Annotated in this window: 20 protein-coding genes; 10 read left to right on the top strand and 10 right to left on the bottom strand. The window is 52.4% G+C overall.

From position 1 onward, the window contains the following. Positions 1-26: 26 nt before the first annotated feature. From NEA10_RS12510 to NEA10_RS12500, 3 genes are all read left to right on the top strand, one after another. Positions 27-1,541 (top strand): trehalase family glycosidase, encoded by a 1,515-nt coding sequence (locus tag NEA10_RS12510; RefSeq protein WP_252660713.1) that lies wholly within the window; start codon positions 27-29, stop codon positions 1,539-1,541. A 274-nt stretch (positions 1,542-1,815) separates the two neighbouring features. Then, the gene (mnmA, locus tag NEA10_RS12505) at positions 1,816-2,931 is read left to right on the top strand and encodes a tRNA 2-thiouridine(34) synthase MnmA (protein WP_252660711.1); all 1,116 of its coding nucleotides are present in this window, start codon (positions 1,816-1,818) and stop codon (positions 2,929-2,931) included. Positions 2,932-2,956: 25 nt separating this feature from the next. Then, a complete protein-coding gene (locus NEA10_RS12500; protein ID WP_252660702.1) occupies positions 2,957-4,582 on the top strand; it encodes a TaqI-like C-terminal specificity domain-containing protein in 1,626 nt (541 codons plus the stop codon). A 19-nt stretch (positions 4,583-4,601) separates the two neighbouring features. On the opposite strand, the gene NEA10_RS12495 is transcribed toward NEA10_RS12500, so the two are convergent. The 8 genes from NEA10_RS12495 to apcA all read right to left on the bottom strand — a co-directional run bounded on the left by NEA10_RS12495 (position 4,602) and on the right by apcA (position 10,117). Next, positions 4,602-5,519 carry a hypothetical protein gene (locus NEA10_RS12495; RefSeq protein ID WP_252660695.1) on the bottom strand — a complete coding sequence of 306 codons (918 nt, stop codon included), beginning with the start codon at positions 5,517-5,519 and terminating at the stop codon, positions 4,602-4,604. A 35-nt stretch (positions 5,520-5,554) separates the two neighbouring features. Next, on the bottom strand, positions 5,555-6,364 hold the full coding sequence (proC, locus tag NEA10_RS12490) for a pyrroline-5-carboxylate reductase (RefSeq protein WP_252660693.1): 810 nt from the start codon (positions 6,362-6,364) through the stop codon (positions 5,555-5,557). A gap of 33 nt (positions 6,365-6,397) precedes the next feature. Continuing rightward, positions 6,398-7,045, bottom strand: coding sequence for a cell division protein SepF (locus NEA10_RS12485; RefSeq protein WP_252660684.1), 648 nt, complete (start codon positions 7,043-7,045; stop codon positions 6,398-6,400). Positions 7,046-7,258: 213 nt separating this feature from the next. Continuing rightward, positions 7,259-7,939, bottom strand: coding sequence for a YggS family pyridoxal phosphate-dependent enzyme (locus NEA10_RS12480; RefSeq protein WP_252660681.1), 681 nt, complete (start codon positions 7,937-7,939; stop codon positions 7,259-7,261). Positions 7,940-8,096: 157 nt separating this feature from the next. Next, positions 8,097-8,363: a transcriptional coactivator PipX gene (gene pipX, locus NEA10_RS12475; protein ID WP_252660679.1), complete on the bottom strand. Its 267-nt coding sequence runs from the start codon at positions 8,361-8,363 to the stop codon at positions 8,097-8,099. A gap of 239 nt (positions 8,364-8,602) precedes the next feature. Beyond that, on the bottom strand, positions 8,603-8,806 hold the full coding sequence (locus NEA10_RS12470) for a phycobilisome linker polypeptide (protein ID WP_074162910.1): 204 nt from the start codon (positions 8,804-8,806) through the stop codon (positions 8,603-8,605). A 257-nt stretch (positions 8,807-9,063) separates the two neighbouring features. Further along, entirely contained in the window at positions 9,064-9,549 is a 486-nt protein-coding gene (apcB, locus tag NEA10_RS12465; protein WP_068790358.1) for an allophycocyanin subunit beta, read from the bottom strand. Between the two features lie 82 nt (positions 9,550-9,631). Further along, positions 9,632-10,117, bottom strand: coding sequence for an allophycocyanin subunit alpha (gene apcA, locus NEA10_RS12460; RefSeq protein ID WP_068790359.1), 486 nt, complete (start codon positions 10,115-10,117; stop codon positions 9,632-9,634). Positions 10,118-10,967: 850 nt separating this feature from the next. Between apcA and NEA10_RS12455 the strand changes: the two genes are divergently transcribed. The 4 genes from NEA10_RS12455 (at position 10,968) to NEA10_RS12440 (ending at position 15,697) form a co-directional block, all read left to right on the top strand. Continuing rightward, complete coding sequence (locus NEA10_RS12455) at positions 10,968-11,951, top strand: RNA polymerase sigma factor, RpoD/SigA family (protein WP_309494126.1); 984 nt, start codon at positions 10,968-10,970, stop codon at positions 11,949-11,951. Positions 11,952-12,068: 117 nt separating this feature from the next. Next, complete coding sequence (locus NEA10_RS12450; RefSeq protein ID WP_252660678.1) at positions 12,069-13,085, top strand: permease; 1,017 nt, start codon at positions 12,069-12,071, stop codon at positions 13,083-13,085. Between the two features lie 156 nt (positions 13,086-13,241). Beyond that, positions 13,242-14,858: a glutamine-hydrolyzing GMP synthase gene (gene guaA / locus NEA10_RS12445; RefSeq protein ID WP_252660675.1), complete on the top strand. Its 1,617-nt coding sequence runs from the start codon at positions 13,242-13,244 to the stop codon at positions 14,856-14,858. A 167-nt stretch (positions 14,859-15,025) separates the two neighbouring features. Beyond that, positions 15,026-15,697 carry a DUF2834 domain-containing protein gene (locus tag NEA10_RS12440; protein WP_252660665.1) on the top strand — a complete coding sequence of 224 codons (672 nt, stop codon included), beginning with the start codon at positions 15,026-15,028 and terminating at the stop codon, positions 15,695-15,697. Between the two features lie 4 nt (positions 15,698-15,701). On the opposite strand, the gene NEA10_RS12435 is transcribed toward NEA10_RS12440, so the two are convergent. Beyond that, a complete protein-coding gene (locus tag NEA10_RS12435) occupies positions 15,702-16,808 on the bottom strand; it encodes a TRAP transporter substrate-binding protein (protein WP_252660663.1) in 1,107 nt (368 codons plus the stop codon). 247 nt (positions 16,809-17,055) lie between these two features. Here NEA10_RS12435 and NEA10_RS12430 point away from each other — a divergent pair, with 247 nt between their 5' ends. After that, positions 17,056-17,361, top strand: a complete 306-nt coding sequence (locus NEA10_RS12430; RefSeq protein ID WP_252660661.1) for a hypothetical protein — start codon at positions 17,056-17,058, stop codon at positions 17,359-17,361. Positions 17,362-17,636: 275 nt separating this feature from the next. Here the strand turns inward: NEA10_RS12430 and ilvB are convergent, their stop codons facing one another. Further along, the gene (gene ilvB, locus NEA10_RS12425) at positions 17,637-19,472 is read right to left on the bottom strand and encodes a biosynthetic-type acetolactate synthase large subunit (RefSeq protein WP_252660659.1); all 1,836 of its coding nucleotides are present in this window, start codon (positions 19,470-19,472) and stop codon (positions 17,637-17,639) included. A 185-nt stretch (positions 19,473-19,657) separates the two neighbouring features. On the opposite strand from ilvB, the gene NEA10_RS12420 reads away from it, so the two are divergent. Next, complete coding sequence (locus NEA10_RS12420) at positions 19,658-19,939, top strand: DUF3493 domain-containing protein (RefSeq protein WP_252660651.1); 282 nt, start codon at positions 19,658-19,660, stop codon at positions 19,937-19,939. Between the two features lie 80 nt (positions 19,940-20,019). Next, positions 20,020-21,645 (top strand): hypothetical protein, encoded by a 1,626-nt coding sequence (locus NEA10_RS12415; RefSeq protein ID WP_252660649.1) that lies wholly within the window; start codon positions 20,020-20,022, stop codon positions 21,643-21,645. The last annotated feature ends 24 nt before the right edge of the window (positions 21,646-21,669 follow it).

Genomic DNA, 21,669 nt, shown 5'->3' with positions numbered 1-21,669 from the left:
TTGCCTCTTGCCTCTTGCCTAATATCATGCCCCTCCCCCCCAACAGCCCCCGCCTAAACCCCGTTATCACCTACATCCGCGACACCTGGACAACCCTCACCCGCACCCAGGCCCACATCCTCGAAGCCGCCAAAGACAGTAAAATCGATCGCCCCCCCGGTTCCCCTTGGATTGTCTACATCTCCCCCCAAGAAGATCGCGATCTCGTCCAAGCCGAATTAGAAGAAATTTTGCCCCCCTCCGAACTCACGCAAATTGAAGTTCGGATTCTGCCCCCAGAAATGGATCAGATTGAGGAACATGGCCTGCTATACCTGCCCAAATCCTACGTCGTTCCCGGTGGCCGCTTCAACGAACTCTACGGCTGGGATAGTTACTTCATCGGCTTAGGCCTATTACGAGACGGAGAACTCGAACTGGCCCAAAACGCCGTCGACTTGCTGGTATACGAGATTGAACATTATGGAACCGTCTTAAATGCCAACCGGTCCTATATGTTAGAGAGGTCTCATCCCCCCTTACTCGCCCGTGGGGCCTTAGAACTGTTTGAATACACTGAAGATCGCGATTGGTTGCGATCGCTCCTACCGGCCCTAGAACGCTATTATTTCTACTGGACCGTTCCCCCCCACCTCAACGCCTCCACCGGACTCTCCCGCTACTACGCCCGAGGAACCACCCCCGCCCCAGAAGTCGTCAATTCCGAACGGGACGAACATGGACGAACCCACTACGAACGGGTGCGAGACTATTACCGCCATTATCCCGTCGAAGCCTACGACCTAAGTTTGTTCTACCACCGCAACAGTGACAGTCTCACCGAACTCTTCTATCAGGGCGATCGCTCCATGCGAGAATCAGGCTTTGATATCAGCAACCGCTTTGGTCCCTTCAGTGCCGACATTGTCCATTACGTCCCCGTCTGTCTCAACGTCCTCCTCTATCAGATGGAGCGAGACATCGCCGAAATCCACCATCTCATGGGACATTGGGACTCCGTAGAAGTCTGGAAAAAATACGCCAACACCCGACACAAAGAAATTGATCGTTTTCTTTGGAATGAGGAAGCGGGATTATATTTCGACTACAATTTCCGCACTGAAACCCGAGGAACCTATGAATTTGTCACCACCTTCATGCCTCTCTGGGCCGGACTCGCCTCTCCCGAACAAGCCCAACGGCTAGTGGACAATCTGCCCAAATTTGAAACAAAGGGGGGACTTCTCACCAGTACCCATGTCTCGGGGAATCAATGGGATGCCCCCTTCGGCTGGGCCCCCCTCCAGCTATTTGCCATCAAGGGCCTACGTCGCTACGGCTATGATGAGGACGCCGACCGTCTGACGGAGAAATTCATCAACGTCGTGGTCCAAGAATTTGAGAAAAGCGGAACCCTGGTCGAAAAATATGATGTCGAGCGATGTTCAGCCGACGTCTCCGCCGAAATCCTCTTCGGCTACAGTTCCAACGAAATCGGCTTCGGCTGGACCAACGGCGTCGTCCGCGAACTCATCCACGACTGGCAGCAGCGATCGTCCTAACCCCTTCACCCCTCCCAAACTTTTGTTAGGATGGAGAAAGACGTATCGCCCCCCCAACGGCCCTTAAGGCAACCCAAAGCCTTAATGATGCGTTCCGGCTTGTAAGGACGAAAAATCCCCTCCTGGGAGTTATGCTTCTCGCCTCTCGCCCAAATGATGCGTTCCGGCAAGTTTGAATCGATAAGCCTAGGTCAAAACCTCTCCTGATGCCGGAACACATCCTACCATCTCCTGCCTCTTGCCTGTTGCCTGTTGCCTCTTGCCTCTTTCCCCCATGACCCACTCTCCCAAAAAAGTTGTTGTCGGCCTATCCGGCGGAGTTGATAGTTCAACCGCTGCGGCCCTCTTGCACCACGAAGGCTATGATGTGGTGGGATTGACCCTTTGGCTGATGAAGGGTAAAGGTCAATGCTGTTCAGAAGGAATGGTGGATGCTGCCGAACTCTGTGAACAGCTAGGCGTTCCCCATCATGTGGTGGATAGCCGCGAAGTCTTTGAAAACAACATTATTAACTACCTCGTCTCCGGCTATAGTGCCGGAGTCACCCCCCTGCCCTGTTCCCAATGTAATCGGGCCGTCAAGTTTGGTCCCATGATTGACTATGCCCGCGAGGAATTGGGGGTTGACAAAATCGCCACCGGGCATTACGCCCAAGTGGAATTTGACGAGGACAGTGGCCGCTATCGTCTCTTGCGGGCCGTTGACCGGCAAAAAGACCAAACCTATTTCCTGTACGACCTCTCGCAAGAGGTGTTAGCCCACTGTATCTTCCCCCTCGGGAAATATCCCAAATCCGAAACTCGCCGCATCGCCGCCGAGTTCAATTTGCTGACAGCGGAGAAGCCAGAAAGTCAAGACTTATGTCTCGTGGAGTCCCACGGTTCCATGAAAACCTTTCTGGAGAAATATCTCGCCCCCAAGCCGGGGGATATTGTCGACCTGGATGGCAACGTATTAGGACAACATGAGGGAATCCATAACTATACCATTGGCCAACGCAAGGGATTAGGCATTGCAGCGGCCCATCCTCTCTATGTCGTCGCCTTAGATACTGGGCGCAATCAAGTCGTGGTGGGCGATCGCGCCAGTGTTCACCATCCCGATTGTACCGTCAACCGGGTCAACTGGGTGGGGATGGCCGCCCCCTCTGCCCCAGTTCGGGCCCAAGTCCAAGTCCGCTACCGTACCCGTCCCGCCGACGCCACCCTCGTTCCCTTGGATGGAGGACGGATTCAGGTCAAGTTTGATGAACCCCTCTTTGGCATTACCCCGGGCCAAGCCGCCGTCTGGTATGACGGAGATGTCCTACTCGGGGGTGGAATTATCGAAACCTCCGATGTAGTCAACCCCCCAGTCACCCTCTCAGAAGGTCCGTCCCAATCCTCCTAGGGAATCATCCATCGGTCATCCATCTATGGCCAATCCCAAGACAGTTTTTACCCTCAATGAAGTCGCTGAGATGTTAAATGTCTCAGCGGCTTCTATTCGTAATTGGGTAAAACTGGGCTACCTAGAAACCGTGGGCCCTCAGGGTATTAGCCATGACTCCCTAACGGCGTTCAAACGGGATATTCTGGGCAAAGAAAAACTCAATAAACGAGCCAATAAATCTTACAAAGATAGTCATAATTATGAACAGTTAAAACAGCAGATTTTGCGGGAACTTCCGAGGCAAACAACTAGCGATGACTCTCTCAGTCAGCGTTATGAAGCGGGATTGTCCCAGTCGTATCGCAATCAAGAGGGGATTTTTTATACCCCTCCTGAGGTAGTGACGTGTTTTTTTGATTATCTTCCCGAGGACTGTTCCCAGTTTGTCTTTTGCGACCCCTGTTGTGGAACCGGAAACTTTTTAATTGAAGCCATCCAGCGAGGGATTAAACCGTCGAATATCTATGGCTATGAGATTGACAAAACTGCCCTTGCGATCGCCCGCCAACGATTAGCGGCATTTGAGGGAGGACAGGACGTTAATCTAGCGGTTCAAGACTTCCTAAAACTAGCCGCCGAACCTCCCCAGCAGCAGTTTGACCTTATCTTAACCAATCCCCCCTGGGGTAAAAAACTCCCCAAAGCTGAACGAGACAATTGGGCCCGAACGTTTGCCGCAGGACCGAGTAAAGATACCAGTGCTTTATTCTTTTTTGCCAGTTTAAGGGTTTTGCGATCGTCGGGATATTTAGGCATCCTCGTCCAAGAAGCTTTTTTCAACATTGCCAGCTTTGAACGCGCCCGTCAAATTGCCCTCAAGCAGCAAATTATCTGTTTAATTGATTTTGGCAAACCCTTTAAGGGACTCCTGACGAAAGCCCAAGGAATCCTCCTACGCCGCGAGAGTCCCCATGGGGGCGATCGGCTATTATCCATAACCTCTGAAGGTCAGCATTCCCTCCCGCAACAGGCGTTTTCTCAAAACCCCAAATCCATTTTCAACTTCACCTGTTCCGAGCAAGAATTGAGGGTCATTGAGCATTTATTCAAGCAAGAGTATCAGACCTTAGTGGGTTCTGCTCAATGGGGGTTAGGAATCGTCACAGGTAATAACAAAAAGTATTGTTCCAGCGAAATAAAGGAAGGCTATATCCCGGTTTATAAGGGGTCAGACATTAGCAAATCAGGACTTAAACCGCCCTCCTGCTTTATTCCTAAAGACTTTTCTCATTATCAGCAAGTTGCATCATTATCGTTATATCAAGCTCCAGAAAAACTTATTTATAAATTCATCGCCTCAGAGCTAGTCTTTTTTCATGATACCCAACAGCGGTTTATTTTAAACAGTGCTAATTTACTGGTCTTGAAAGAGGAGTTCCCGTTAACCTCACAACAGCTTGTAGAACTCCTAAATAGTCGTTTGATGAGTTGGTTGTTTCAGAAGCTGTTTAGAACTCACAAAGTGTTGAGGCAGGATTTAGAATCACTGCCTATTTTTGTGAGTTATTTTGACAGATATAAACAATTTGGCGAACAAGAATTCCTGGATTTCTTGTGTCTAAGAGAAGTCTCCCATGGAACCTATCGAGTCCTTGAAGCCAACCAATAAGAAACCATCAACGATAGTATCACTCCTCCCCTCGGAAGCGTTCGAGCAACTCCTCACGAGACAACTGCATCAACAACGGGGTAAACTCCTCCGCCGGTAACTTCAAAATCGCATCAATCAGAAGGGTCAACTCATCGTCAAGAGACCCAAAGCGAACCCGCAACAGATTTTCCACCACCCGACGTTCACCCTGTTGCAGACCCTGTTGCAGACCCTGTTGCAGACCCGTCAACTGAGCTGCTTCAAGTTGTTGGTCAAAAAGAGGAGATAAACGCATAATCAGTTCAGTATCCTCCCAATCCAGATTTTCCTGTGTTTGAAGGTCAGCCTTTAAGCGATTTAACAAAATCAACGAACTCGCTCGGAAGGGATTGTCCGCAGGAAGCTGCTCGATTTCCTCAATCGCCTCAGCCTGCACTCGGCCTCGCCCTAAAACTCTCAGCCATAACGTATCCCGACAACGAGGCAACTGGTGAATCACCACAAGGCGGGTTCGTAGCTCGGATGCCAAATAGTAAACCCCTTCCCCCCACCCTTCTCTGTCTAGGATAGCACCAAAGCCCATTAACAGGTTTTCAGAGGCGGTGGGCGTGAGAATCCATAAGTGGGGTTTGAGGGAGGGAAGCAAGGTTTGGCGGTTTTGCTTTGCCTCTCGTCGCAGTTGTGCTTCTATGATGAATAGCTTTAAGAGACAATCCCGAACTTCATCACGGGTCACTGGATTGCGATAGGGCTCAAAGACGGTGGGAACGTTGAGAGTTTTGGCCAAAATGCCGAGAGGAGCAGCCGCAGGACTTGCCTCGGGATTCGGGGAAAACCACAAATCGACCTGTCTGACTTCTCCTGCCACCCGTCGGGGAGCTTGAATGGTTCCGTAGGGAGTGAGCAGTTCCTCTAGGTAGTCTTTAGCAAACTGATCATGGATGAAGCGAGTCACAGGAAATAAGGGTTGCTCTCGTGGACACCTGACATCTAACCATTTCCCAAGGCTTTAGACCGCTCAGCCGCCGCTTGCACTGCCGAAATCAGGGCCGATCGCAATCCTCGGGCCTCCAGTTCCGCAATCCCAGCAATCGTTGTTCCCCCGGGACTGGTGACGCGATCCTTGAGTTCTCCAGGGTGTAATCCCGTCTCACTCAGGAGTTGAGCCGTTCCCCGCAGAGTGGCGATCGCCAACTGTTGAGCCGTGGCCCGGGGCAACCCCGCCGCCACCCCTCCATCACTCAACGCCTCAATCATCAACGCCACATAGCCCGGCCCTGACCCCGATAACCCGGTGACCGCATCCATGAGCCGTTCTGGAACCTCAACCACCTCGCCCACGGCACTCAGCAGCCGGCGAGCCACCGCTAACCCCTCTTCCGTCACCGCCTGGCCTGGACTCAAAGCGGAAATCCCCGCACCCACCGTCGCCGGAGTATTGGGCATCACACGCACCACCGGAGAAGCGGGAAAGGCGGCCTCCAACTTAGATAGGGGTGTTCCGGCCAAAATGGAAATGACTAACGTCTCAGCGGCAAGAGTCCCCGGAGGAAGCTGCTCAGAAACGGCCGTAAAAATTTGCGGCTTGATGGCCAAAAGAAGTGTCTCGGCATCAGCCGCAATCTGGGCGTTATTATCACTAACCTGAACCTGATAGGTTTGGGCCAAATACTCCCGACGTTGCGGGTTCGGTTCACCCACCCAAACCCCTTCGGGACGATACACCTGTTGGGCTAAGAGGCGGGAGAGGATGGCTTCGGCCATCATGCCACCGCCGATAATAGCAAGAGAAGAAGACAAGGGCTTAGACTACTGTGAGGACGAACCTGGAACTTAGGATTGGGCAATGCGACCGAAATCGGGAACCCAACTGGGGGTTGAGCTGCTGCTGCTTGCTTGCCCGGCATTGCCAGGAGCTTGCAGATGGGGCTGCATCACATCCCGCACCACTCCCGATTGGGTACTTACTTGGACGCAACTGGGGGTAAACAGGAAAATACTCTCGCCAATCCGTTCTTGATGGCCATCGAGGGCAAACGTGCCTCCAGCGATGAAGTCCACGGCCCGCTGGGCTTGGTCTGGGTCCATCACCGTCAGGTTGAGGACCACCGATTTCCGTTCCCGTAAAGCTTGAATGGCTTGGGGCATTTCTTCAAAGGTGCGGGGTTCCATAACCACCACTTCGGAAATGCCGTTTGCTGCGCCAGGTAATCCAATCACGTTACTCATTCCTGAATTCATACTTGAACCCCGCTGAGGAGGGGGAGGCGTTAAGCCGGAGGAACTGCTCAGAGGCGAGCGATCGCGTAAACGAGTCCCGGTGCTGCTCACATTGGTGTTGGGGGCCGATGCGTTGTTCTCACTAGGATAAAGGGGCTGATATGCTGGGCTACTACCCTCCATATCATCATAGTCATACTGATAATCAACGGCTTCGTCCGGATTAATGAAATCCCGTAGCTTTGAAAAAATATTGCTCATGGCGACTCCGGCTAAACACTCCGATGCAGGTTAAATGACAGATTTTAAGGATTTCAATCCATGTAACTGGTTCAATCGACTGATCGGCAGGGGTAATCCGCTCCCATTGTAGCCGGGATAGATCACAATGCAACCCTATTTAAGCAAGATTTATGGGTTCGTAATTCTGCCAATTTGAACATTGTCACAACCCCGATGTCTCACTCCCATGTCTTACTTGGGGCGATCGCCAAACAGGATACGGCCTAAACGCACCATGGTACTTCCTGCGTCCACCGCTAAAGGATAGTCTTCTGACATCCCCATCGATAGTTCTGAGAATTGCAGATGCCTCCAAGATTGCTGTTGCAGGCGATCGCAACTCTGACGCGCTTCTTGAAAGATTGCCTGACTTTCCTGACTCGGCAAGCCAAAAGGCAGAATGGTCATCAGTCCTCGAACCTTCAGACCCCCCAAGTCATCGAGTTCTGGCAAGTCTTGCTGTAACCCCGACCAATCCCAGCCCGATTTATTGGCATCGGGGCGAAACTTCACCTGTAGACAGAGATTAGGACAAGGACTGCCTTTCGCCACCAACCGCTGGATTTCCCGGGCCAGCTTGAGCCTATCCAGGGAATGAATCCATTGCATTCGCTCCAGAGCCAGTTTTGTCTTATTCGTTTGCAGATGACCGATGAAATGCCAGGTAATATCCTCTAAATCCTGGAGTTCCTCTTGTTTGGCGATCGCCTCTTGGATACGACTTTCCCCAAAATCTCGGATTCCCGCCTCATAGGCCTGGCGAATCGCACTCGCGGGTTTCAGTTTCGAGACCGCAATCAAGCGCACTGAGTCAGGAACAGTCGGGCGAATCTTAGCAATGCGATCGGCAATGGATAAATCCTCAAACGACATGAAACCCCGTCAATACCCTACATACAACAATAATTTTGCTGGATTAGACAATCCATATAGGACAAACTATAACAACAAAAAACTCATATTTCAGGTTTAAACTGAGTTGTTCTGCGTCTCAGTTTATCTGTCTAAGTAGACCCAACTCACCCCTTAACTAAAACATCTGTTTTCGGATCTTTTGTAAGTTTTCATGGTCTTGAGCCAATCCCGTACGACGCAGCTGGCGGAGCCGATTTTCAATCACCGCGCGAGCATCAGCTCGGGTGAGGGGTTCAAAGGTTAAACCCTGTTCCCCCATAGTTACGATGAAAAATAAACGTTGAGCATACAGGGTGGTGAATAACTCTCGATCTTCTCCAATGGGACAGACGCGGAACAGCAAGCCGAACGTGGGATGATTGAGATAAGTTTCGGTGTTCATGGGGCGATTCAGAGCGACCATACCAGTTCTGAGGAGCATCCCCAGATCCAAATTAGGTTAAAGACTTTAACATAGCAGGTCTTGGAAACCCCATCAATGGGGCAAGTGCCCGAGGCCGACAAACCCCAGAGAGAATTTGCCCGAGAGAACCGGCCGATGAGACCTGAACATGAAAAACGAGAGGTTGTTGTACCTCTCGTCTCAAACGTCTGGGGTTAGACAGTGTGATGGTCTCAAACCTATTTCAAACCGGTGTTGGTTCCCGGCTTGCCTGTAGCGAGTTCAACCTTAACGATCTTGCCACCCATTTTCATGATCCGCTGTTGTTCACGGAACCAGTTGTCATAGGGGACCAGCTTCGTATAGTAGGTGTTCTGCAACTCTCTCTGAGTCCGAATACGAGTCTGACTCGGGACACAGGCCGTAACGCGAAACATACGCATGGGGAAAATTCTCCTGGCTAAGGGGTTAAAGGATTAGAAGTTTTAGGGATTTTTTTATTAGGGTTTCAGATGCTGGATCGAACGTCTGGGAGTCCAGAGTCAATACTCTCGGCTGGCGTTTTACCTAGAGTTGGACGGGTCTCAACGAGAACCAGTCTCTCTACCAAATCGCACTCACCCCGGATTTCCCAGACCTACGATCACCGTTCGCTAATCGAGCCGCACCACAGTACAACCCTAGCGATCACAGGAGATGCCTAGCTTAAGCCAGAGCAGATGTAGTCGAAGTACACGCCCATTTCTTTACCAGCATCAGGGCCAACCAAGCTAGCGGTGACATCTTTCATGGCTTGAATCGCTTGAACCGTAGAACCCACGGGAACACCCAGAGAGTTGTAGGTTTCTTTCAAACCGTTGAGCACACGCTCGTCGAGGATGGAGGGGTCGCCAGCCAACATAGCGTAGGTGGAGTAGCGGAGGTAGTAGTCCAAGTCGCGGATGCAAGCAGCATAGCGACGGGTGGTGTACATGTTACCGCCGGGACGGGTCACATCGGAGTACAGCAGGGACTTAGCAACGGCTTCTTTGACGATCGTTGCGGCGTTGGCGGAGATGGTAGCGGCGGCACGGACGCGCAGTTCGCCGGTTTGGAAGTAGCCTTTGAGCTTGTCCATGGCAGACCCGTCGAGGTACTTACCTTGAACATCAGAGGAGTTGATTACAGCGGTGATTGCGTCTTGCATGATCCTTTCGTTTTGTTGTGAATTTGATGGATTTAGAAATGCGAGTTTGTGAAACTTTGGCGATTAAAGTCGAATCGCGACTCTATTGCATCGCACCGATCACGTAGTCGAAGTAGGAAGCTGCTTCGACGGCATCGTCTGCGGACATCAAACCGGTGGCAACGTTTTTCATGCAACGAACGCTTTCTGCAACAGCGTCAATGGGAGTTCCCAAGGAGCGGTACATTTCACGAACGCCCACGAGACCAATTTCTTCGATGGGGGTAACGTCACCGGAGACAACACCGTAGGTGACTAGACGCAGGTAGTAGTCCATGTCACGCAGGCAGGTGGCGGTCATTTCTTCACCAAAAGCGTTTCCGCCGGGGGAGACCACGTCGGGACGTTTTTGGAAGAGTTGGTTGCCGGCTTCTTTGACAATCCGCTCACGAGAATCGGTTAAAACTTGAGCGATGCGAAGACGAGCTGCACCGGAGGTGACGAAGCTCTTGATGCGATCTAGCTCGCCGGGGCTGAGGTAACGAGCCTCAGCGTCGGCATTCACGATTGATTTCGTGACGATACTCATGATGTGCGATTCCTCCAGAAGGGAAAGTGAATTTAAGGTTGTATTGACTAATCATCCAGTTGCCCATCCCCATTTGACTCGGGGGAGTGGCCACTGACGAGCGGGAGCAGTTCCCGTTTTGCAATCATGGTCATTGTGCAGCATAAGGTTAACGATCCCTGAGTCAACTTCATAGTTTGTAATATTTTTCTCAGGAACTCCGAAGGGCGATCGCCCCGAAAATAAAGATAAAACCCAGACAGGATAAGGATTAGCCGCCGTTATTCTTCACGGACAAAACGTAACAGAAGTTTACGGCCAGGGCAGCAGCTGTCCTATTTCCAGCAAGGCCCCCTAGACATCTGGAGTCACCGCCCCCGAGCCAAGGAAACCGAAATGCCTCCAGTTGCGTCAAAACTCTCAGGGGGGTTGTCTCAGTCTCCCCAGACCGGGAACTCCTGGCTGTGAGTCAGCCAGGTTAAAAATTGTCCCAACCCAGTCGTCTAGACCCTAAAAAACTCTTGACGATGATTTCTGGAAACACCCCGTGAGCCGATGTAGTAAACAGTCTGAAGCGTCCATCAAGAGGTTCACCTATCCAAACACCTGGGATTCGTCTCCAAGGCCATCCTAACTGCCTCAGCTCAAAACTCCTAATAACCGATAAGACTCTTGAGGTGAGGTATTCCGATCTATGCAAGTGCAAAATTATGATATTAGCATAGAGTTTGGCTTGTAAAATCCCTGACGGCGTTCATGACGTCAAGGCTCTTAAAGCCGTCACGGCCATGTCATTCATGATCCGCCCTTGCCATACCTTTAGGTCAGTCCGATTCCGTCGTTCGTTGCCGTTCGTTGCTTTCATCGACGTATGCCCACAGCCAACACCAATATGAAAACCGCCAATCCTACTTTGAATGCCGATACGGTGCGGACATACCTGCACGAAATCGGTCGTGTTCCGTTGCTGACCCACGAACAGGAAATTATCTTGGGCAAACAAGTTCAGGCAATGATGACATTGCTGGACTGTCGGGATGAACTCAGTGAGTCTCTCAAGCATGAGCCGAGTGACCATGAGTGGGCTGAAGCCGCCAAAATTGACCTCGACAGTTTGCGTAATACCTTGCAGATTGGTCAGCGGGCCAAACGCAAAATGATTGAGGCGAATTTGCGTCTAGTGGTGGCGATCGCCAAAAAATACCAAAAACGGAATCTGGAGTTTCTCGACTTAATCCAAGAAGGGACTCTGGGACTCGAACGGGGTGTCGAAAAATTCGATCCCACCCGTGGTTATAAATTCTCCACCTATGCCTACTGGTGGATTCGTCAGGCCATCACCCGGGCGATCGCCCAACAGGCGCGAACCATTCGCCTCCCCATTCACATCACCGAAAAACTCAACAAAATCAAACGGGCCCAACGGGAACTCACCCAAACCTTGGGACGCAGTCCCTCCATGAAGGAAATCGCCCAAGAACTGGACCTCGAACCCTATCAAGTTCGGGAATATCTCAGCGTCTCCCGACAGCCGATTTCCCTGGATTTACGGGTGGGCGACAACCAAGACACTGAGTTACAAGAACTGCTCGAAGATGAAACCGCATCCCCCGAACAGTTTGCCACCCAGCAACTCTTGCGCCAAGACCTCGAATGTATGCTGGCGGAACTCACCCCCCAACAACGGGAAGTGATCAGTCTCCGCTTTGGTCTCAGTGACGGGAAAGAACTCTCCCTAGCGAAGGTGGGCGCTCAACTCAACCTCAGTCGCGAACGAGTCCGCCAACTGGAACATCAGGCCCTGAGCCATTTACGTCGGCGTCGGGCCACGGTCCGAGAGTATCTCGCCAGTTAGGCCATCCTTGAGCCAACAAACCCATCCAAGAGGTTTGCTAGAATAGCGCCGTCCCAACGGGACGGCTTTTTTTTGCCGCTCTGCTCGCTCTCACACCTGATTTGAGATTCTTGGTTCATGACCCAGCTCAATTACGCATTTACGATTTTCTTTAGTCTGCTCGTTGAAGCCTTGCCCTTTCTCCTGCTAGGGGTCTTGCTCTCCAGCGCCCTCCTGGCCTTTGTCAACGAGCGTAAATTAGTTGCCATGATGCCCCGGAACGCCGTGTTAGGGGCCTTAGTCGGCAGTTGTATTGGCTTTATGTTTCCCGTCTGTGAATGTGGTAACGTTCCTGTGGCCCGGCGACTATTAGCCCAGGGAGTGCCTTCCGCCGTGGCGATCGGCTTTCTGCTAGCGGCTCCGACCATTAATCCCATCGTCATTTGGTCCACCTGGATCGCCTTTCGCGATCGCCCAGAAATGGTCTTTTGGCGCGTCGTTCTCACCCTAATTATCGCCACCGTCATCGGGGTGATTTTCAGCATTCAGAAAGACATCAGCTCCATGCTTCACCCAAAACTAGTGCGTTCCATGCCCCGGGCGATCGCCAGCCCCAGCGAGGAACCCGCCTCTCCCCTCCTCAGCTCAGGAACCTATTTCCTAGGCACTGGCCAACCCATGGCCCTAGAAAATGCCGCCGTCATGGGAGGAGATTTAGGAACGCTGTTATTAGGAACCCGCCCCAACACCAATCGGATGGTGGTATTTGTCGACAACATTATTCGAGAAATTCGTGAACTCGGCGGCGTACTCGTCCTTGGCAGTGGCATTGTCGCCATTATCCAAACCGCCGTCCCTCGGGAAACCATCGTCAGTCTAGCTCAAGGCACCATTGTCCCCATTGTGACCATGATGTTATTAGCCTTGGTAGTATCCATCTGTTCTACCGTTGATGCCTTCTTCGCCCTCTCCTTTGCCTCCATGTTCACCAGTAGCGCCCTGCTGGCCTTTCTGGTCTTTGGTCCGACGGTAGACCTTAAAAGCATCGGTTTAATGTTATCGGTGTTTCGTCCCCGAACCGTGTTTTACCTATTTGCCATCACCGCCCAACTCACCTTCCTGTTCACCCTGGGCTTACATATCTACGTTCTTTAGGGCAAAACCCCTCCTAAACAAGCCCGCGTCCTGGAGGGGCGATCGCCCTGGCAGGAATGACCCACTTGCCCTTAAAATGGATGCTTATCCTAGAGATAGCCATTCAGTTCGGTAGGGTGGCTGTTTCCCCATCCACCTTCCCCATCTTGCCTACCCATGACCGCTCAAACCCAGACTCCAGAACCCACACACCTCGACACCGATACCCAAGACACCCAACGTCAACTCATCGTGATCTTGGATTTTGGCTCTCAATACTCAGAACTCATCGCCCGTCGGATTCGTGAAACCGAAGTCTATTCTGAAGTCTTATCCTACCGCACCAGTGCAGCGGATTTAGAACGCCTCAACCCCAAAGGAATTATCCTCTCCGGGGGGCCCAACTCCGTCTATGACGAGAACGCCCCCCAATGTGACCCCGATATTTGGCAACTGGGCATTCCCATCCTGGGAGTCTGTTACGGAATGCAGTTAATGGTGCAACAACTCGGCGGTAGCGTTGAACGAGCCGAGTTAGCTGAATACGGCAAAGCCGCCCTCCATATCGACGACCCCACCGATCTCCTCACTAACGTCGAACAGGGGTCAACCATGTGGATGAGCCACGGTGATTCCGTGACCCATCTTCCCGACGGCTTTGAAATTCTCGCCCATACCGACAACACCCCCAACGCGGCGATCGCCAACCATGAGCAGCAGATCTACGGCGTACAATTCCACCCAGAAGTCGTCCATTCCGTCGGGGGACAGGCCCTCGTCCGTAACTTCGTCTATCACATCTGCGACTGCGAACCCACCTGGACCACCGCCGCCTTCGTCGAAGAATCCATCCGAGAAATTCGCGCCCGAGTCGGCGACAAACGAGTCCTTCTCGCCCTATCCGGCGGCGTGGATTCCTCAACCCTCGCCTTTCTCCTGCACCGAGCCATCGGCGACAATCTCACCTGTATGTTTATCGACCAGGGGTTCATGCGCAAATATGAACCCGAACGACTGGTGAAACTCTTTCGCGATCAATTCCATATCCCCGTCGAATACGTTAACGCCCGCGATCGCTTCCTAGAAAAACTCGTCGGCGTCACCGATCCCGAAGAAAAACGCCGTCACATCGGTCATGAATTTATCCGCGTCTTCGAAGAAGAATCCCGTCGTCTCGGTCCCTTTGACTACCTCGCCCAAGGAACCCTCTATCCCGACGTCATCGAATCTGCCGACTCCAACGTTGACCCCAAAACCGGGGAACGAGTCGCCGTCAAAATCAAGAGTCACCATAACGTCGGCGGCCTGCCCGAAGACCTACAATTCAAACTCATCGAACCCCTACGCAAACTCTTCAAAGACGAAGTGCGTAACCTTGGGCGTTCCATTGGTCTCCCCGAAGAGATTGTCCGTCGTCATCCCTTCCCCGGGCCCGGCCTGGCCATCCGCATCCTGGGAGAAGTCACCGCCGAACGGTTAAAAATCCTGCGGGATGCCGATTACATCGTGCGTCAAGAAATCAATCGTCATGGCATCTACCATGATTTCTGGCAAGCCTTCGCCGTCTTACTTCCCATTCGCAGTGTTGGCGTCATGGGCGACCAACGCACCTACGCCTATCCCATCGTGTTGCGTTTTGTCTCCAGTGAAGATGGCATGACCGCCGATTGGTCACGGGTCGATTATGACTTCATCGAACTGATTTCCAACCGCATTGTCAACGAAGTTGCCGGAGTCAACCGCGTCGTTTACGACGTCACCTCCAAACCCCCCGGAACCATCGAATGGGAGTAAATTCCCAACGTGTCGATTATTATCCCCTCTTAGGAGGGGTTAGGGCTAGGTTAGGCAAAAGGAAAAAGAGGGGAATCGCTCTCAGGTTTGTCCTCTGTGTCCTCCGTGACTCCGTGTTTCTCTCTTGCCTATTGCCTATTGCCTATTGCCTATTTCCCTTCTTCCCCATGACTCGCCGCCTTTTCTTCATCGGACTTTGGTTCGCCTTTCTCGGTTATGCCTTCCTACTCGCCCCCCCAGATCGCCCAGAAACCGTAGATTTAATTATTAACCTCTCCTCTGGGAACTGGGACGGCCTCAACCCGGCTATTGTGGCCCTATTTAACCTCATGGGAATTTTTCCCTTCGCCTATGGTGCTATGATGTTCGCCGATGGGCGGGGTCAGAAAATCGGGGCTTGGGTCTTTGCGGCCGCCTCCTTTGGCGTGGGGGCATTTGCCATTTTGCCCTATCTAGCCCTGCGAGACCCCAATCCCAACCTAGAAGGAGATCTAAACCCCTTGCTGCGATTCTGGGACTCGCGCATCTTAGGAGGGATTTTAACCCTAGGGGCGATCGCCCTCCTAGGATTTGGCCTCAGTCAGGGGAATTGGAGTGACTTCAGCCAACAATGGCAAAGCAGCCGTTTTATCCATGTCATGAGTTTGGACTTCTGTCTGCTTTGCGGCCTAGTTCCCGCGCTCCTCGGCGATGACATGGCCCGGCGAGGTCTCAAGAATCCCAAGCTCTTCTGGGCCGTCTCCCTAACCCCCCTGTTGGGCCTGCTCCTCTATCTCAGCCTACGTCCCCCCTTAGAGGCAGCGACCCCAGCCCTCCAAGACTCCCCCCAATCCTCTTAAAGAATTACGAGGACTGGTTGCGAGAATATTGGGCAAAACTAAACTTATTCAGGTGATGCCAACCCTGTACCACCTCCCGGAAGGCACGCCAGTTCTCATATACCTCATTAAACGAGGCATTCCGTTGAGACGTTTGTTCATAAATCTCCAAAGCAATCTCCTCACCCCGCCGCATAATCTCCTCTGAAAAGCTCGAGAGGATTGTTCCCCCCTCAATCAACTCCTGTAACGCCTCACCATTGAGGGCGTCATACTGAGCCAACATGGTCATATTGGCTTCCACCGTAGCTGCTACAAATACCTGTTGATATTCTTCCGGCAACCGCTCCCACATTCGGCGGTTCACCAACACATCTAATGTCGCCCCCGGTTCCCACCAACCGGGATAGTAATAATACTGGGCGGCCCGATGCAGCCCTAATTTCAAATCATCATAGGGCCCAACCCACTCAGCAGCATCAATCGCCCCCCGTTCCAGGGCCAGATAGACTTCTGAACCGGGCAGAACCTGCACATTCGCCCCCATTTCGGCCATAATCGTTCCCCCCAACCCCGGAACCCGCAGTTGCATCCCATTCAGGTCGGCGACACTGTTGACTTGTCGCTTAAACCAGCCTCCCATTTGCGTTCCCGTGTTTCCGGCCGGGAAATTAATGATATTAAAATCGCTATAAACCTTCTGCATCGCTTCCAAGCCACCGCCGTGATAGAGCCAGGAGTTTTGCTGTTGGGCCGTTAAGCCAAAGGGCATCGTTGTCGCAAAACCCAAGGTCGGGTTTTTGCCGATGTAGTAGTAGCTGGCGGTGTGACCACATTCAACGGTTCCTCCCTCTACTGCATCCATGACCTGTAACGCTGGAACTAACTCACTGGCGGCATAGGGGGTAATCGTAAAACGGCCATTGGTCATCTCGTTGACGCGACGACAGACGGTTTGGGCACCACCATAGATGGTATCGAGGGAGGGGGGCCAACTCGTGGCCATGCGCCAGTTCACTCGCGGTAAGGAACTGGCATCTGTTCCCGTTCCGGCGGTTTCCGCACAAGCGGCAAGGGCAGAGACCGTAGCAGCACTTACGGCACTTCGTGTGACAAAAGCTCGGCGTTTCATGGCGACTTTGCTGAGTTAAGAGGTTTTTAGATAGTTTTTGAGTTTAACAGCTTTTTAAGTCTTATGAAGTCTTTTCTCCAAGAGGTTAAGTCTTTTTTCATTAACGAGCCGTCTAGGGACTCTCTGAGTTTTAATGAAAATGAGGGGGTTGACTTGACGCTTTCCCTAGTGGATAGGCAAGTCCAGCTCCGCTTATTTAACACAACAGCCCATTTAATAAATCGTAATAAATAAATCCATTATGGTCATGACACGTCCCAGCCAACTCACACAACTTCTTTGGGACTTTTATCGCGAGAATCCCGAAGAACTCCAGCAATTGAAAATTTTACAGCAATGTCAAGTGTTTCGTTTCTGGGGGTCGTTTTGCATTCGCGTGCAAACCCCCACGATGGCCCAACGCATCCACGATATTGTTCCCATCCTTGAGGCCCCGATCAAAGCTCTGCGACTGGCAAAACAGGTCAAAATTTTGGTGGGTCGTCGTTTAGTGGCGAGTTATCTGGTTGGAGGGGATTGCCAGGATTCTCCCGTGCGTGAATGGCAGGTTTAGGGGGGAGAAGGCAAGAGGCAAGAGGCAAGAGGCAAGAGGCAATAGGGTTACCACAGAGGCACAGAGGACACAGAGGAAGAGGAGGGGGGAAGAGGCAAGAGGCAAGAGGCAAGAGGCAATAGGGGACCCTACCGATTCGGGTATGGCCCCCTTTTTTATGTGGACAGATTAAAGCCGCTTTAGTCACACAAGAAAAGACAACAAAAAACTATAAGTTCTTTAATTCACAAACTCTTGGGTTTATCTATTGTCCTTTCTCGATTGTCTAGTTATGACTAGAGTTTCGTGCCGCATTCGGGACAGAAGTGGTTAGTTGAGGCATTTTTGGCGTTGCAGTTGGGGCAGTAGATGAGTTCTACGGCTTGCTCTAACTTCTTCTGTTCCGGTAGGCCGAGCATTTGGGCGTTGCTCTTGCCGGGGGCGACCATGGGGTAACAGTTTTCCGTGCGATACACCTGTACATCTAAGACCACCGCCCCATCATGGGCCAGCATTTCGGCGATCGCATCCTGAAGCTGATCCGTCTGAGTGACCTTAATTCCCTTGAGACCATAGGCTTTACAGAGGAGTTCCACATCCGGCATCCCCACTTCCATATTGGAGGAGGAATAGCGTTCACCGTAGAAGGTTTGTTGCCACTGCCGAACCATCCCCTGCCAACCGTTATTAATAATCACGGTTTTGAAGTTGATGCCGTATTGGGCCATCGTTCCCAGTTCCTGGAGATTCATCTGGAAACTGCCATCCCCACTAATACAAATGACCTCTTCCTCGGGAAGAGCCACTTTGGCGCCCATAGCTGCTGGGAGTCCGTAACCCATGGTTCCGAGTCCGGCGCTGGAAATCCAACGACGGGGACCATTTTTCAGGAACTGGGCGGCCCACATCTGATGTTGACCGACATCGGTGGTGTAATAGGCATTGGGGGCCTGACGGTGCAGTTCCACAATCACCTGCTGGGGTGAGGGTAACTCCGTGTATTGGGGAACTTCTAGGGGGTAATCCTTGCGCCAACGATTGATGCGATTGATCCAGGACTCCGTTTGCTCAGACTCCATCCCTACGCCGAGTTCTTTGAGGCGACGCAACAGATCAATGAGAACCTGGCGCACATCCCCCACGATGGGAACTTCTGGAGCCCGATTTTTACCCACCTCGGCGGGGTCAATATCAATATGGATAACCTTGGCACGGGAGGCAAACTCGTCCAGCTTCCCGGTGACGCGATCGTCAAAACGTGCCCCCACCGCAATCAGGAGATCACATTCACTCACCGCAAAGTTGGCATAGGCCGTTCCGTGCATCCCCAGCATTCCCACAGACAAGGGATGATTTTCGTCAAACGCGCCTTTCCCCATCAGAGTGGTGGTTACGGGAATTTGGAAATGTTCAGCCAACTCCTTGAGTTCAGCATGAGCGCCCGCAGAAATAGCTCCCCCTCCCACATAGAGAAGTGGGGATTTCGCCTCACGAATTAGGGCGATCGCCTGCTCAATCTGACGAGGATTCCCCTTCACCGTGGGACGATAACCCGGCAATTTCAGAGAACCCGGCTCAATGGGGATATAGTCACATTCCGCCAAACCCACATCTTTAGGCACATCAATCAACACGGGGCCAGGACGACCGGTACTGGCGATATGGAAGGCTTCCGCCACAATTCTAGCCATATCGTTGGGATTGCGCACCACATAGGAATGCTTGACGATGGGTAAGGTAATCCCAAAAATGTCAGTTTCTTGGAAGGCATCCGTACCGATCGCATTGAGGGGAACCTGTCCCGTCACCACCACCATGGGAATTGAATCCATATGAGCGGTCGCAATCCCCGTAACCAGGTTGGTTGCGCCGGGGCCAGATGTGCCGAAACAGACCCCCACCTGTCCCGTAGCCCGGGCATAGCCATCCGCTGCATGAGAGGCCCCTTGTTCGTGACGGACTAGGATATGTTGAATCCCACCCTGGGCTTCCGCCCGATATAACTCGTCGTAAATAGGGAGTATTGCGCCGCCGGGATATCCGAAGATATGTCGAACACCATGGCGTTTTAGACTATCTATCAGGGCATAGGCCCCACTCACACGTTGCACTGCGACTCGTTGTAATTGCACGACAGGAACCTCTCGCAAACTCTCAAAAACTAAAACCGTTATCCTACAATTCTACTCACGTCAAGTTCATTTAGTACAGGTCTTAAAACAAATTCAAGGTATCGGGGAATCCCGATAGGATAGGGATGGCACAGGAGCAGAGCTTTTAAGGCTGCATCCACTCAATATTTTTGTCTTCAAATCTTATGAATGACCAAACTCCGCGACCTTACTCATCTCGCCCTAAGTCAGCCCAGGGTCTGAGTGAAGAAAAGTATCAACGGCTCGTTGCTGAAGCGAAAGCGCCCTATCGTGGCTTCCGTCTCTTTATCTATGTGAGTTTAGGTGCCTCGGGCCTCCTTGGGGCCTTCGTCTTCATGGCCCGGGTGGCCGCTGGACAAAACTTGTCGTCTGATTTGCCGAATTTAGCTCTACAACTGGGAGTCGTTGCCTTGATGGTTTGGTTATTTCGTCGGGAACGTCGATGACACATCTGGGATGGAACAAATCACCCGGGTTGAGGTCCTATTCGCTCTGGTTCGGCTTCAGTTTGCTCCTGTCCGGGGTCATGGCTGGGGTGATTTGGCGCCAGGGCCAAGGACTGTATCGGATTCAGGATGATGCACGACAACATGTGTTCTGGATGCACCGCTTCCATGATGCTGAGTTATTTCCCCAAGACTGGATTGCGGATTATTTCCAGTCCGTTGCCCCTTGGGGGTATCGTCATCTCTATGAGTTCGCCGCTCATCTGGGACTAGACCCCTTGAATTTCAATAAGCTGTTGCCGATTCTCTTGGCCCTGCTCACGACGGGGTTGGTGATGCAGGTGAGCTGGCGACTGCTACCGGTGGCCCCGGCAGGCTTTTTCGCCAGTGTCATTTTAAATCTGAGTCTCTGGATGAAGGATGACCTGGTTTCAGGAACCCCCCGGGCCTTCGCTGTCCCCTTACTGCTGGGGTTTCTCTGGGCGCTGTTATCGAATCATATCCTGGCCACGGCGATCGCCGTCGTGATGACGGGACTGTTCTATCCGCCAATGGTCATTGTTGAGGGAGGCGTTTTACTGTTGCAGGGGTTGGGGGTGGCTCAAAACACGGCTCCCAACCGTCACTTGGCTCTGGTGGGATTGTTGGCGGTACTAGGGGTGCTCATGCCCTATCTCTGGGCGGCCAATCCCTGGGAACCGGTCTTAACTCGCCAGCAAGGGCTAATGTTGGCCGAACTAGCACCTCGGGGACGCAGTGCCTTTTTTTATGAGGATTGGGGCCATTTCTGGTTCAGCAGCGATCGCAGCGGCGTGGTTCCTGGCTACACGCCGTTAGTGCTGTGGTTTGGCCTCCCTTTACCCCTACTGTTGCGGTTTCGAGAGCCGTTCCCTCTCCTGGCCCGGGTTCGGGGAACGTCTGTTCTTCTGCACCTGTTACTATCGAGTCTGGGAAGCTTCCTGCTAGCTCATCTCTGGTTGTTCCGCCTACATCTTCCCAGCCGCTATACCCATCATAGTTTGCGAGTGCTGTTGTCCTTAGCTGCCGGACTGGTGCTAGTGGCGATCGCCCAGTCGGTGTTCCGTCCCTCAACGCCAGGCGGCGCTACCCTCCTGCAACGCTTCTTCACCCTCATCCTACTCCTATCGGTCATCGCCTCGCCGTTCGTCTTACAGGATTCTTTCCAAACGGCCTACTACGACGGAACCGCTCCGAACGTCTATGAGTACCTACAAACGACTCCCAAAGACAGTCAAGTGGCAGGGGTGGACGCCGAGTTAGACAACATCCCCAGTTTTGGCCAACGACCGATTCTGATGGGTCTGGAATACATGATCCCCTATCATTGGGGCTACTATTCCCAAGTGCGCGATCGCTTGATTGCCCTCATCAACGCCCACTATAGTCCCAACCCACAACGAGTGCGCCAATTCCTGCAAGACTATCCCGTCAACTATTGGCTCATTCGCCGCGATGACTTCAGCCTCGACTACCTGCAACAGCACTATTGGCTTAATCGTATGGCTACCTCCCCCCGCCAGGAGGATGCCCTCGTCCAAGCCATTCAGGGGGCCTTCAAGACCTTAGAACAGGGTCAACGCCCAGTCCTGGCCAACCTCGGCGATCGCTGCAATGTCGCCGCGAGTCCTCACTATTGGCTCCTTGAGCGCACCTGCATTTTGGAGCAATTCACCTCAGACCCTTGACAGCCCCGCTATCACCGTCTATGA

It is taken from the genome of Phormidium yuhuli AB48, from assembly GCF_023983615.1.
Classification (GTDB): Bacteria; Cyanobacteriota; Cyanobacteriia; order Cyanobacteriales; family Geitlerinemataceae; genus Sodalinema; species Sodalinema yuhuli.
This window is presented reverse-complemented; position numbering and strand designations above follow the sequence as displayed.

What these genes read in the sequence shown, in the direction of transcription:
- NEA10_RS12510 (WP_252660713.1), top strand. Translation starts at nt 27, where the DNA reads ATGCCCCTCCCCCCCAACAGCCCCCGCCTAAACCCCGTTATCACCTAC.
- mnmA (WP_252660711.1), top strand. Translation starts at nt 1,816, where the DNA reads ATGACCCACTCTCCCAAAAAAGTTGTTGTCGGCCTATCCGGCGGAGTT.
- NEA10_RS12500 (WP_252660702.1), top strand. Translation starts at nt 2,957, where the DNA reads ATGGCCAATCCCAAGACAGTTTTTACCCTCAATGAAGTCGCTGAGATG.
- NEA10_RS12485 (WP_252660684.1), bottom strand. Translation starts at nt 7,045, where the DNA reads ATGAGCAATATTTTTTCAAAGCTACGGGATTTCATTAATCCGGACGAA.
- NEA10_RS12480 (WP_252660681.1), bottom strand. Translation starts at nt 7,939, where the DNA reads ATGTCGTTTGAGGATTTATCCATTGCCGATCGCATTGCTAAGATTCGC.
- pipX (WP_252660679.1), bottom strand. Translation starts at nt 8,363, where the DNA reads ATGAACACCGAAACTTATCTCAATCATCCCACGTTCGGCTTGCTGTTC.
- NEA10_RS12470 (WP_074162910.1), bottom strand. Translation starts at nt 8,806, where the DNA reads ATGCGTATGTTTCGCGTTACGGCCTGTGTCCCGAGTCAGACTCGTATT.
- apcB (WP_068790358.1), bottom strand. Translation starts at nt 9,549, where the DNA reads ATGCAAGACGCAATCACCGCTGTAATCAACTCCTCTGATGTTCAAGGT.
- apcA (WP_068790359.1), bottom strand. Translation starts at nt 10,117, where the DNA reads ATGAGTATCGTCACGAAATCAATCGTGAATGCCGACGCTGAGGCTCGT.
- NEA10_RS12455 (WP_309494126.1), top strand. Translation starts at nt 10,968, where the DNA reads ATGCCCACAGCCAACACCAATATGAAAACCGCCAATCCTACTTTGAAT.
- NEA10_RS12450 (WP_252660678.1), top strand. Translation starts at nt 12,069, where the DNA reads ATGACCCAGCTCAATTACGCATTTACGATTTTCTTTAGTCTGCTCGTT.
- guaA (WP_252660675.1), top strand. Translation starts at nt 13,242, where the DNA reads ATGACCGCTCAAACCCAGACTCCAGAACCCACACACCTCGACACCGAT.
- NEA10_RS12440 (WP_252660665.1), top strand. Translation starts at nt 15,026, where the DNA reads ATGACTCGCCGCCTTTTCTTCATCGGACTTTGGTTCGCCTTTCTCGGT.
- NEA10_RS12435 (WP_252660663.1), bottom strand. Translation starts at nt 16,808, where the DNA reads ATGAAACGCCGAGCTTTTGTCACACGAAGTGCCGTAAGTGCTGCTACG.
- NEA10_RS12430 (WP_252660661.1), top strand. Translation starts at nt 17,056, where the DNA reads ATGACACGTCCCAGCCAACTCACACAACTTCTTTGGGACTTTTATCGC.
- NEA10_RS12420 (WP_252660651.1), top strand. Translation starts at nt 19,658, where the DNA reads ATGAATGACCAAACTCCGCGACCTTACTCATCTCGCCCTAAGTCAGCC.
- NEA10_RS12415 (WP_252660649.1), top strand. Translation starts at nt 20,020, where the DNA reads ATGGCTGGGGTGATTTGGCGCCAGGGCCAAGGACTGTATCGGATTCAG.